We start from the raw sequence: 11837 nt of genomic DNA on the forward strand, positions 1-11837 counted from the left end.
CTTATTTGCTGCGGCTGCGCACCCGCTGCAGCTGGCCGTACGCGTCGATCGGGCTGTGCAGCGCCAAGCCGCCGTCGGCATGCACGATTTGTCCGGTCACCCATGGCAATTCGAGGACGCCGACGATAGCGGCGGCCACCTCGGAAGCCTCGCCCAGCCCGCCCAATGCGGTCCGCTCGGAAAGCCCTTCCACCCAGCCGGGCAACGCCTCCGGATTCGGCAGCATCGGTGTGCGAGTGACACCGGGACCTACTGCGTTGACCCGGATGCCGTGGCCGCCCCATTCCTCGGCGGCGACCTTCACCAGCATGTTGACCCCCGCCTTCGAGACGCAATACGCGCCCATGTCCCGGTCGGCGACGGTGGCGCTGATGCTGGAGACCGCCACGATCGAGCCGCCGACTCCGGCGTCGATCATGGCTTGCGCCCCAGCGCGAATGCAGAGCCAGGTGCCGGTCAGGTTCGTCGATAACACCCGTTGCCACTCGTCGAGCGGCTGGTCCAGCAACAAACCCGACGCACCGATCGCGGCGCAGGTGACCATCCGGGTGGGCGTACCGTGCTCACGCACCGTTCGTTCCATCGCCGCCGACACCGCATCGGGATCGCTGACGTCGCAGGCGATGTCACCACCGGACAGATCCCACACCACGACGTCGTGGCCCACGTCGCGTAGCCGTCGGCCGACCTCCCGCCCGATGCCGGAGGCGCCGCCGGTCACCACTGCGCTCGCGGCGCTCATTGCGCGGGCCCGATCAACTCGACCACCACGCCCTCGGGTGCGGTGATGACGGCCATCGGCACGGTCTTGCCCGCCGGGGCCGCAGCGGTGATCCGGCGAACACCGTCGGTGAAGCCCAATTCGGCTAGCGCGGCCAGGGTTTCGTCCACGTCACGCTGCAGGGAGAGCAGGAAGAATCCGTGCCGGGGACCCGCCGGTACGGGCGGCGCTTCGTCGGCACCCTCGAAGACAACCAACTCGACGATCCCGGCATCTGGCGTCTGTGGATCACCGAGGAATACCGACTGCAGCCGATCGGTCTGCGCGCCGAACAGTTCCGGCCAGTCTCCGGTGAAGGTGTGGCCGAACAACTTGGTGAATCCCAGGCCGTCACGCCAGAACTTCATCGAACGGTCGACGTCAGCGGTGCAGATTGCGGCGTGATGGATCCCTAGCATGAACTTCCTCTCCAGTACCGAGCCTCCGACGTCCGCGGCCCCTAAACGACCTTGGCCATGGTGTGATCCCACAACCGGTGCGCGAGGACGGGATCGTCGGCCGCCCGATTCGCTTTGGCGACTTTGCCTTTCACGTAGTACTCGCCGGGCACCCAGTCGACTCCGGGCACGCTCGTCGCCAGCCAGACCAGCTGGTCGGCGCCGTGATCCGCGGACTTGATCATTTTGCTGACCGGCGTCCGTTGCATGGTGGTCAGAAACCGTGACCCAGATGATTGACCGATGTTGGTATTGACTAAACCCGGGTGGACCACCGCCACCGAAAGACCGTCGGCGAAAAAGCGCCGATGTAATTCCTTGGTGAACAGGATGTTTGCCAGCTTCGCCAACGCATAGGCGGTGCTCGGCCGGCGCCGGTCCGTTGCGTCGAAATCGGCGAGTTTGACTTTGCGCAACAGTCGCTGGGACGAACTGGACGTATTGACGATGGTGGCTCGCGAACCGACCAAGACATCCAGCAACTGGGTGGTCAGCAAGAACGGCGCCAGGTAGTTGACTTGAAGGGTGATCTCATGGCCGTCGGCCGTCCGCTGCGGCTTGGAGAACACTCCCCCGGCGTTGTTGCCCAGCACGTCGATGCGCGGATACTGCGACCGGATCTTGTCCGCGAGGGCCCGCACCTGAGACAGGTCGGCGAAGTCGGCAACGAAGTAGTCGGCGTCCAGCTCCGCGGCCACGGCCGCGGTCTTGCTCTCCGAGCGTCCCACCAACACCACATCGTGGCCGCCGTGGCTGAGCCGGCGGGCCGCCGCGGCGCCGATGCCGTCGCTGGCACCGGTGATGACAATCGTCCTGCGCGCCATTGCCTCGACCTCCACGGGGAGTGTAGCGACAGCCGCCGCGGCCGCACCTCAAGCGAGCGAGTAGCGAACCGGCAGGTGTTTGAGTCCGCCGACGAAGGTAGTGGCGACCAGTTCCGGGTCACCGTTCAAGTCAATCGATTTGAGCCGTGGCAGCAGCTCGGCAAAGAAGCTGCTGACCTCCATGCGGGCCAGCGCGGCACCCATGCAGAAGTGCACACCGTAGCCGAAGGCCACGTGCTTGTTGGGCTCGCGCCCGACGTCGAAGCGGAACGGATCGGCGAAGACGTCCTCGTCGCGGTTGGCCGAAACGTAGGACAACAGCACCGAATCCCCCGCGGCGATGGGCACTCCACGCACGGTGGTGTCCTTGGCGGCGGTCCGCATGAATTCCTTGACCGGGGTTACCCAGCGGATCATCTCCTCGGTGGCCAGCGGCATCAGGTCCAGGTTGTCGCGCAGGCGATGGAGCTGTTCCGGATTTTCGATCAGCGCCTGCAACCCGCCGGAGATGGTCGCGCTGGTGGTGTCGTGGCCGGCGGTGGCCACGATGAGGTAGTAGGACACGGTGTCGATGTCGGAGAGGGGTTCGCCGTCGACGCGGGCGTTCGCGATCGCCGACGCGAGGTCCTCGGTCGGATTCGCGCGGCGAGACGCCGTCACACCGTTGAAGTAAGCGAACATGTCCAACAACGCCGGCAGCTGGTCTTCGTTTGTGGTGCCGCGTGTGAATTCTGAGTCGTCGCTGCCGAACAATTCCTGGGTCAGCTTGAGCATGCGCGGAAAATCGGCTTCGGGCAGCCCGAGCAGCGACATGATCACGTAGAGCGGGTAATTGACGGCGACTTCCTGAACGAAATCGCATTCGGGGCCCGCCGCCATCATCTTGTCAACGTAGATCTTGGCCAGTTCCTCGACACGAACCTTCAACGCCCGCATCGCCTTTGGGCGAAACCAGTCGGAGCCGATCGCGCGCACCACCCGGTGTTGGGGGTCGTCCAGGTGGATCAGCGTGCGCACCCCGGCGGCGGCCTGCATCTCATCGCCCGCCGCGGTGGTCAGCACGGGCCGCGGCCAGTTGGTGAAGAGCATGTTTTCGCGTTCGATGTCCATGATGTCGGCGTGTTTGGTGATCGCCCAGAACGGCCGGTAGTTCGCAACGTCCACCCAGGACACCGGGGCGTTGGCCCGCAGGTGCGTCAGCGCCGCATGCAGCCGGCGCTCGTCGGTGTACGCCAACGGGTCCGCCAACAGCTTCGCGGCCTCGTCCATCGTCGGTGCGCTCACTGCCGAGACTCCTCGATTTGGGACGCCCCGTCGACCTTGAGGCGCGCGGCGTCGGGCCTGCGGGTAACTTTACAGTAAGCAATCCAGTATGTGACCCTACAAATCTGTGGTGAGCGCAAGCGCGGCGTAGCCGGGCGCAGCGGGTCGCCACCATCGAACTGGTCGCGCGAAGAATCTTCCATGAGGTAGGACATAGACATGCCGAAAGCCCAGGATTGGGGAGAAACGCTCGAGGACCTCGAGCGTCGCCGTCAGCGCGCGCGGGCAATGGGCGGACCGGAGCGACTCGACAAGCACCACAACAAAGGCAAGCTCGACGCCCGCGCGCGGATCGAGTACCTCCTCGACCCGCACACATTTCGCGAGCTCGGCACGCTGGTCGGTGGCGAGATCGCGGCCGACGGCCTGATCGTCGGCTCCGGTGAGATCAACGGCTCACCGGTGATGCTGGGCGCCGAGGACTTCACCACCATGGCGGGCAGCATCGGGCCCGGCGGCAACTCCAAGCGGTACCGCATCGCCGAACTGGCGCTGCGCGACAAGATCCCGCTGGTGATGCTGCTCGAAGGCGCCGGCTTTCGCCCCGGGGGCGGACACTACGGCCGCACCCCCACCGATCTACTGGCCCAGGCGCAGTGCTCGGGTCGCGTCCCGACCGTCGGTGCCGTACTCGGGCCGTCGGCAGGACACGGCGCGCTGGTGGCTCCGGTCTGCGACTTCCGGATCATGAGCAGGCAGGGCGCGATCTTCACCGCCGGACCACCCGTCGTCAAAGAGTCGACCGGAGAAGACATTTCGAAGGAGGACCTGGGTGGGCCCGACGTCGCTTTGCCCAGCGGCGTGATCCACAACGTCGCCGAGGACGACGAAGCCGTCCTCGACGACGTCCGGCGCTACCTGTCCTACTTTCCGCCGAGCGCATGGTCGTACCCGGCATCGTTGCCGCAGGACGAGGACAGCGAGCCGCGGGCGACGCCCGAGCTGCTCGACATCGTGTCCCGCGACAACCGCCGCGTCTACGACATGCGCGCGGTGCTCGACGTGATCTTCGACCGGCCCGACTGGTTCGAAGTCCAGCCGCAGTACGGCAAGGCGATCATCTGCGCGCTGGCCCATCTCGGTGGCCACCCGGTCGCGGTGGTGGCCAACCAACCTCAGGTGCTCGCCGGCTCCATCGACGCCGCGGCCGCGGACAAGGCGGCGCACTTCATCTTGGTGGCCGACTCGTTCCACCTGCCTCTCGTCTTCCTCGCCGACAATCCCGGCATGCTGCCCGGCAGCCGCTCCGAGCGCAGCGGTGTGTTGCGCGCCGGGGCGCGGATGTTCGCCGCGCAGACGGCCGCGACCACGGTGAAGCTGCACGTGACGCTGCGCAAGGCATACGGGTTCGGCTCCATGGTCATGTCCCTGCTGGGGTTCGACAGCCAGTCCGCGACTTTCGCCTATCCCGGGGCGACGATGGGCGCCATGAGCGCGGCCGCGCTGGGCCGGGCCACACACGCCGGCGAGGACGTCACCGCGAAGTTACGCGAGGCCGAGTTGCAGGCGTCCTACCGGTCTGCCGAGCACATGGGGTTCGACGAACTCATCGATCCACGCGAGACACGGGACGCCCTACTCGCCTCGCTGAAGCGTGGCCTGTCCGGCCGGCAAGCCGCCGCCGAGCCGGTGACCCGGACCGTCATCATGCCGTGACTTTCCGCGCGTCTGGCTAGTTCGCAGCGCGGTAGGCCGCGACGATCGGCTCGAGCTCGTCGGGTGTGGCACCGTGCATGATGACCGCGTCGGCCCCGTAGTCGAATTCCTTGCGGATGCGGTCCACGCACTGCTGCGCCGACCCGGTGGCCGATGGCTCCAGCCATTCATCGGGAATCAGCGTCGCGATGTGCTCGATTTGCTCGGCCGTGCCCTTGTGATCGATCCCACCCGCGATCGAGGTGACCACCGGATCTTCGCGGAAGCGTTGCAGCACAGCGGGATCCCAATTGTTGGTTGCGACAAGCAGATCGCCGTAGCCCTGCAGGTAGGTGGCCAGACGCGCGACGGTCTTCCTGAGCCGGAGTTCTTCGGGCAGGTGGTCACCGACGGTGGCGAAGCACGACCACACCCGCACGCTGTCCGGGTCGCGGCCCGCCTTCTCCGCAGCCGACTTCACGGTTTTGACGCTGCGCTGCAAGGTCTCCGGCGTGAAATAGGTGTGCAGTATGACGTCGTCGAACACGCGTCCGCCGAGCGCGAGCGTGTTGGGCCCAAAGGCCACCAGCGCCAGCCGGATGTCCTCGTTGAAGTCGGGATCGAGGAACAAGATGGGGTACTTGCCCATCGGGCCGTCGTGATTGAAGATCAGCTCGCCGTGCCACAGCCGGCGCATGACCTGAGCCCAGTCCTCCATCTGCGCCGTCGTCACCGCCGGGATTCCGAAGGCCCCGTAGATCGCGGCGATGCCGCGGCCAATGCCCAGGGTGAACCGGCCGCCGGACAGGCGATGCATCGTGGTCGCCCAGGATCCGGTGATCAGGGGATGGCGGGTGTTGTGATTGGTTGCCGCGGTGGCGATTTGCATCCGATTGGTCACCGCGCACGCCGCCCCGACCAGAGATGAAGCCTCTTTGACGTTCCACCGCTCGGAGATGAAGGCGGTGCCGAAGCCGAGTTCCTCGCCGCGACGCGCCTCGTCCATCAACGTCGCAGGGCCCTCACCACCGGCCCCGGCTAGCAGGTAGAAGCCCAACTCATCAAGCGCATGGTCGCTCAATTCCACACCCCTTGCTGGTAGCCGCAGTTCCAAACCTCGGTTATCTTGCCTTCGACGACGCGGAACACCTCGATGCTGGCGATGTTGGTCTCGGTGCCGTCCTTGGTGGTGATCGTCGAGTCGTAGACGATGGCGACGTGCTCGCCGTCCTCGCCCTCGATGACGACGTTGAGGTCGAAGCGCAGCGAATCGGCCAGCTGCCACATGTCCACCACGCGCTGCACCGCTTCGGCGTGGGTCAGGGTACGCGAGGAACCCACCTCGTGCCGAATGACGGTGTCGCCCAACAACTCCTCGGCCAGATCGATGTTGCGTTCGTTCCACACCACGAGGTTGTAGAGTTCGACCACCGTCCGCGCGGTCCACGTGGGCGCCATCAACCCGGCACCGCGGCTTTTCGCGCGGCCACGTCGCGCAGGAAACGGTCGGTGATCCGCTGCACGCGCCGGGAGAAGACGTGTCCGACGTGGCTACCGTCGTACCAGTACAGCTGGCCGCCCCAGCGTTCGTGCAACGCATCAACGGGCTCGCGCATCGCCATCCGGTCGTGCCATGCCCCGACGATCAGGCGGCGATCCGGCGGCGGGGATGGAGTGACCGCCAGCGGATCGATCACCGACGTCAGCTGGGTCACCACGGGGGATTGCAGCAACTCGCGGAATCCTGCCCGCGATGCGCCCCACCGCTGCAGGTGCCGCGCGATCATCGCGTTGAGCCCCAGAATCGGCGTGTACAGGGCGACGGCATCGATCTGCTTCTCCAGGTGGGAGACGAGTGCGGCGACCGGAGTGCCCATCGAAATCCCCGCCACCACAACAGCGGTGGCTTGTGGCTGCACCCACCGCACGACCGCGCGCACCTCGGACACCACACGCATCATCCCCGCCACATTGCCCAGCGGGTCCATGTCGGGATAGGCCGGCCATTGGCGCCGCCGGCAGCCGTGACCGGGCTGCACCGGCAGCGCGACATTGAAGCCCAGCTTGTGGTGGATGCGCCCAATCCGTGCCAACAGCAGGTCTTCGTCGCCACCCTGGCCGGCCCCGTGCACCCAGACCAGCCATGGACGAGGTCCGTCGTGGTGCCGACACAGGCGCACCACCGCCCGTGCAGGGCCGCCCAGCCCGTCGGCCTCCAGCGTGGTCGGCAACGTCGGGTCGTGCTCGAAAGCCATCCGCTCGTAGGCAAGACCGGCGATGCTGCGCTTGCGTAACGAGGTTGGCCGCAACGGGTTCGGGTCGGCGTGCGCCCGGTCGATGCCCAGCGACGAGAGCTCCTCGGCGGCCGCGGTGCACACGTCTAATGACCGCATCTCCGCGGGACTGCCGCCCAGCAGTGAAAAGGCGCTCAGCACCAATTCGTCGAGCATCGCCTCGCCGAACTGACGCGCACCGCGTGGCGATAGTGGGACCCAACCCGTCGACTCGCGCAGGCCGGCCACGGTGCGCGGCGCCAGCATTCCCAATTCGCGAACCACATCTTTAGCCAGGCTCAGCCCGTTCGCCGCCGTCGCCATGTCGCTCACCTTCATTAGCCAAGCCAATTCGATCCCGGTGTATCCGCCGGCCGCGATTTCGTCGCAGCGGCGCCGGTATCCCGGAAGCGGCAGGGGCGCGCCTTCAATTGCCGGATGGCTTCCAGCTCGTCAGCCGCTGTCGTCATGTCGCTCCTTGCCGCGCGCGGACCGGACTGCTGAAATCTATACTGTAATGGATTTAGTATCAACGATCGCGAGAGGCGTTGACCGTGAAAGTCCCATTCACCTGGAAAGTCACCGGCTGGTTCATGGTCGGCTGGTCTCCGGAGTTCCCTGCCGGCGAGGTCCGGCCGCTGCATTACTTCGGTGAGGATTTGGTGGCCTACCGGGATGAGCAGGGTGAGCTGCACGTCTTGGAGGCACATTGCAAACACCTGGGCGCGCACATCGGTCATGGCGGCAAGGTGGTCGGCGACTGCGTCGAGTGCCCCTTCCACGGCTGGCGCTGGGGTCCGGACGGCACCAACCGGTACATCCCCTACCAGCCGGACCGGCCCAACCGCGGGCTACGCCTCAAGGTGTTTCCCGTGCGGGAGCAGTACGACTGCGTCTTCGTCTGGCACCACCCGGACGGCGAGCAACCGCAATGGGAGATGCCGGACATCTTTCACAAGTTCCCGCAGTTCGAGACGGACCCCGCGGCTTATTACCGCGCATACCCGGAGTTCTCCCGGCGCGCGGAGCGCGAACCGGTGCATCCGCAGATCGTGGCCGAAAATGCCCCGGACAGCGCCCATTTCGAATACGTCCACCACGCCACCGTGACGCCCAGGGTGCTGGAGTGGAAGATCGTCGACCAGGAATGGCAGTTCATCGCGGGCTGGCCCGACGCACGTAGCGACAACCCAGATGACCTCGCGCTGCGGTTCCACAGCCACCTCTTCGGTCTCGGCGGCGCGATCAGCGTCTTCGAGGGGGCGCAGAACCATCGCTTGATCTTCACTTGTACGCCGGTCGACGACGAATGCTCGGACTTGTTCTACTCGATCTGGTGGCCGCGACTGCCCGGGGACACCGGGGACGTTCCCGACGGCAAACTTCGCGAGGTCATCGAGAAGCAGTTTCTGTCCACCGTGTTCGACGATCTGCAGATCTGGCGCTACCAGAAGTACGTCGAACACCCAGCTCTGTCGAAGGTCGACGCGAAAGGCTATATGGCGCTGCGGAAATGGGCGACGCAGTTCTATGACGTCGCGCCGGTGGGCGCCCCCGCATGACGGACCGACTGGCCGGGCTCGCCGCACCGGAAAACACCGCGATCGTCACCCAGGAGTGCCAGGGCGCGGTGATGGGCCCCGACGCCGGACTGGCGATGCTCGCGGAGGAAGCCCGCCGCGAGGCGCTGCCCAACATCGCGCGGCTGCTGCCCGCGGCCCGCGCGGCCGGAGTGCGCGTCGTGCACTGCCTGGTGCAGCGGCGGCCCGACGGGCTCGGCTCCAACCACAACGCGAAGATCTTCGCGATGGGCACCGGCAATCAGGTGGACATCACGCCCGGGACGCCGGGCGCGGAGTTGCTGCCCGAATTGGGGCCGGAGCCTTCGGATTTGGTGCTGCGCCGGTGGCACGGCGTAGGCCCGATGGGGGGCACCGACCTGGACGCGGTGCTGCGCAATCTCGGCGTGTCGACGATTGTCGTCGTCGGCGTTTCGCTGAACATCGCGATTCCCAACCTCGTCATGGACGCCGTCAACGCCGCCTACCGCGTGGTCCTCCCCCGCGACGCGGTGGCCGGCATACCCGCGGACTATGGTGCAGCGATGATCGCCAACACGCTGTCGCTGCTGGCCACCATCACCAGCACCGACGAGCTGCTGCAGGCCTGGGACGAAGGACCGCGATGACCGAAACAGCGCCGGAAGTTCGTGGCGGTTTCCCCGACGTCAGACCCGTCGAGGACGCGCCAAAGGGACTGGGCCCGTTCGTCGCGGCGCTGCGCCGTCTGCAGGACCTCACGGTGTCCACCAAGCCCGACCCGGCGGTGTGGGCCGCCGCGACCGCACACCTGGAGAACGCCTGCGCGCTGCTGAACGGCCACCAGGTTGCGGAGACCGAGGCGGTGGCCGGGCGGGTGCTGAGCCTGCCCGGATTGGCCCATCCCCTGATGCCGCCCTGGATGGTGACCGAGTCCGGTCCCGGCGGCGTTCGGATGGCCGGTCACTTCAGCACCGCACACATCGGCGGGAACCGGGCCGTGCACGGCGGCATGATCCCGCTGTTTTACGACTGGCTGTTCGGCATGGTCGTGACGACCGCCGACATCCGGCCGACGCGCACGGCCTACCTACACGTCGACTTCCGCAGCATCACCCCCATCGACCAGCCGCTGACCGCCCATGGCCGCATCACCAGCGTCGACGGCAGGAAGGTTTTCATTGACGCTACTATGACAGCCGCCGATGGAACCTTGCTCAGCGAAGCCAACGGCCTGATGGTTCGTCTGTTACCCCACCAGCCGTGAGAGGTTCGATGTCCGACAGCACAACAACTTTCACGGTTCCTGCCGTCGCGAAGGCCGTCGCCGCCGCGATCCCCGATCGAGAGCTCATCATTCAGGGGGACCGGCGCTACACCTACGAGCAGGTGATCGATCGCGCCAACCGGCTGGCGGCGTACTTGCACTCGCGGGGGCTGGGCTGCCACACGGAGCGCTCCGCGCTGGGCGGACACGAGGTGGGCCAGGACCTGCTGGGCCTCTACGCCTACAACGGAAACGAATTCGTCGAGGCGCTACTGGGCAGCTTCGAAGCGCGCGTGGCGCCGTTCAACGTCAACTTCCGCTACGTGAAGAGCGAGCTGCAGTACCTGCTGGCGGATGCCGGGGCGACGGCGCTGCTTTACCACGCCGCGTTCGCACCGCGGGTCGCCGAGATCCTGCCCGACCTGCCGCAGCTGCGCGTGCTGATCCAGATCGCCGACGACTCGGGCAACGAATTGCTGAAGGGCGCAGTCGATTACGAGGCCGCCCTGGCGTCGGTGTCTCCGGAGCCGCCACCGGTGCAACACTCCGCCGACGACCTGTACGTCTTGTACACCGGCGGCACGACGGGGATGCCAAAGGGCGTGTTGTGGCGCCAGCACGACATTTTCATGACGTCGTTCGGCGGCCGCAATCTCATGACCGGCGAGCCATCGAGCTCCATCGACGAGATCCTCGAGCGCGCCGCGTCGGGCCCGGGCACCAAGCTGATGATCCTGCCCCCGCTGATCCACGGTGCCGCCCAGTGGAGTGTGATGACCGCGATCACCACGGGGCAATCCGTCGTTTTCCCCACGGTCGTCGATCATCTGGACGCCGACGACGTGGTGCGCACCATCGAGCGGGAGAAGGTCATGGTGGTCACTGTGGTTGGCGACGCCATGGCGCGCCCCTTGGTCGCCGCGATCGAGAAGGGGATCGCCGACGTTTCGTCGCTGGCCGTCGTCGCCAACGGCGGTGCGCTGCTGACCCCATACGTCAAGCAACGTTTGATCGAGACGCTGCCGAACGCCGTCGTCGTCGACGGCGTCGGATCGTCGGAGACCGGGGCGCAGATGCACCACATGTCGACGTCGGGGGCGGTGGCGACCGGCAGGTTCAACGCCGGGCCGGACACGTTCGTGGCTGCCGAGGATCTGACGGCGATCCTGGAGCCCGGGCATGACGGGATGGGCTGGCTGGCGCAGCGGGGCTACGTTCCGCTCGGTTACAAGGGCGATGCGGCCAAGACGGCCAAGACATTTCCGGTGATCGACGGCGTTCGGTACGCCGTCCCCGGTGACCGCGCGCGCCACGGCACCGACGGCTCCATCGAATTGCTGGGCCGCGACTCGGTGACCATCAACTCCGGCGGCGAGAAGATCTTCGTCGAGGAGGTTGAGACTGCGATCGCCTCGCATCCCGCGGTGGCCGACGTGGTGGTCGCCGGGCGGCCCAGCGAACGGTGGGGCCAGGAGGTCGTCGCCGTGGTGGCGCTCGCACCGGGAGCCAGCGCCGAGTCCGCAGAACTGGTGGCACACGCCGCGCAGACGCTGGCGCGCTACAAGCTCCCCAAAGCGATCGTGTTCCGTCCGGTCGTCGAGCGCAGCCCGTCCGGAAAGGCCGACTACCGCTGGGCGCGCGAGCAGGCGGTGAATGGCTGACCGGTGATGCCGGCGGCGCGCGACCTCACGCGGCCGTGCCATATTGCCTACTGTAATAATTACAGTACGATCTTACGCAGTAGGTGTTCGACTCGTGC

The 11837-nt window shown here is 66.6% G+C and carries 12 protein-coding genes; 5 read left to right on the plus strand and 7 right to left on the minus strand.

From position 1 onward, the window contains the following. Position 1 precedes the first annotated feature (1 nt). The 4 genes from AC5Y4T_RS15415 to AC5Y4T_RS15430 are packed head-to-tail and all read right to left on the minus strand — an operon-like array spanning position 2 to position 3311. A complete protein-coding gene (locus tag AC5Y4T_RS15415; protein ID WP_499921990.1) occupies positions 2-742 on the minus strand; it encodes an SDR family NAD(P)-dependent oxidoreductase in 741 nt (246 codons plus the stop codon). Continuing rightward, a complete protein-coding gene (locus AC5Y4T_RS15420; RefSeq protein ID WP_499921992.1) occupies positions 739-1179 on the minus strand; it encodes a VOC family protein in 441 nt (146 codons plus the stop codon). The genes AC5Y4T_RS15415 and AC5Y4T_RS15420 overlap by 4 nt, the downstream gene beginning before the upstream one ends. A gap of 41 nt (positions 1180-1220) precedes the next feature. Next, on the minus strand, positions 1221-2042 hold the full coding sequence (locus AC5Y4T_RS15425) for an SDR family NAD(P)-dependent oxidoreductase (protein ID WP_499921994.1): 822 nt from the start codon (positions 2040-2042) through the stop codon (positions 1221-1223). A gap of 48 nt (positions 2043-2090) precedes the next feature. Then, entirely contained in the window at positions 2091-3311 is a 1221-nt protein-coding gene (locus AC5Y4T_RS15430) for a cytochrome P450 (protein WP_499922026.1), read from the minus strand. A gap of 213 nt (positions 3312-3524) precedes the next feature. Here AC5Y4T_RS15430 and AC5Y4T_RS15435 point away from each other — a divergent pair, with 213 nt between their 5' ends. Continuing rightward, the gene (locus tag AC5Y4T_RS15435; protein ID WP_499950189.1) at positions 3525-5021 is read left to right on the plus strand and encodes an acyl-CoA carboxylase subunit beta; all 1497 of its coding nucleotides are present in this window, start codon (positions 3525-3527) and stop codon (positions 5019-5021) included. A 16-nt stretch (positions 5022-5037) separates the two neighbouring features. On the opposite strand, the gene AC5Y4T_RS15440 is transcribed toward AC5Y4T_RS15435, so the two are convergent. Genes AC5Y4T_RS15440 through AC5Y4T_RS15450 form a run of 3 tightly spaced genes read right to left on the minus strand, consistent with a single transcriptional unit; the run spans position 5038 to position 7597 of the window. Continuing rightward, complete coding sequence (locus tag AC5Y4T_RS15440) at positions 5038-6081, minus strand: TIGR03857 family LLM class F420-dependent oxidoreductase (RefSeq protein WP_499954162.1); 1044 nt, start codon at positions 6079-6081, stop codon at positions 5038-5040. After that, complete coding sequence (locus AC5Y4T_RS15445) at positions 6078-6458, minus strand: nuclear transport factor 2 family protein (protein WP_499950192.1); 381 nt, start codon at positions 6456-6458, stop codon at positions 6078-6080. Before AC5Y4T_RS15445 ends, AC5Y4T_RS15440 begins: the two co-directional genes overlap by 4 nt. Then, a complete protein-coding gene (locus AC5Y4T_RS15450) occupies positions 6458-7597 on the minus strand; it encodes an alpha/beta hydrolase (protein ID WP_499954164.1) in 1140 nt (379 codons plus the stop codon). The genes AC5Y4T_RS15445 and AC5Y4T_RS15450 overlap by 1 nt, the downstream gene beginning before the upstream one ends. A gap of 230 nt (positions 7598-7827) precedes the next feature. On the opposite strand from AC5Y4T_RS15450, the gene AC5Y4T_RS15455 reads away from it, so the two are divergent. Genes AC5Y4T_RS15455 through AC5Y4T_RS15470 form a run of 4 tightly spaced genes read left to right on the plus strand, consistent with a single transcriptional unit; the run spans position 7828 to position 11739 of the window. Beyond that, a complete protein-coding gene (locus AC5Y4T_RS15455; protein ID WP_499954166.1) occupies positions 7828-8835 on the plus strand; it encodes a Rieske 2Fe-2S domain-containing protein in 1008 nt (335 codons plus the stop codon). Next, positions 8832-9461, plus strand: a complete 630-nt coding sequence (locus AC5Y4T_RS15460; RefSeq protein WP_499954168.1) for a cysteine hydrolase family protein — start codon at positions 8832-8834, stop codon at positions 9459-9461. The genes AC5Y4T_RS15455 and AC5Y4T_RS15460 overlap by 4 nt, the downstream gene beginning before the upstream one ends. Beyond that, the gene (locus AC5Y4T_RS15465; protein ID WP_499954170.1) at positions 9458-10078 is read left to right on the plus strand and encodes a PaaI family thioesterase; all 621 of its coding nucleotides are present in this window, start codon (positions 9458-9460) and stop codon (positions 10076-10078) included. The genes AC5Y4T_RS15460 and AC5Y4T_RS15465 overlap by 4 nt, the downstream gene beginning before the upstream one ends. Before the next feature lie 8 nt (positions 10079-10086). Continuing rightward, complete coding sequence (locus AC5Y4T_RS15470) at positions 10087-11739, plus strand: acyl-CoA synthetase (protein ID WP_499954172.1); 1653 nt, start codon at positions 10087-10089, stop codon at positions 11737-11739. The last annotated feature ends 98 nt before the right edge of the window (positions 11740-11837 follow it).

Source organism: Mycobacterium sp. NGS11 (assembly GCF_059813315.1).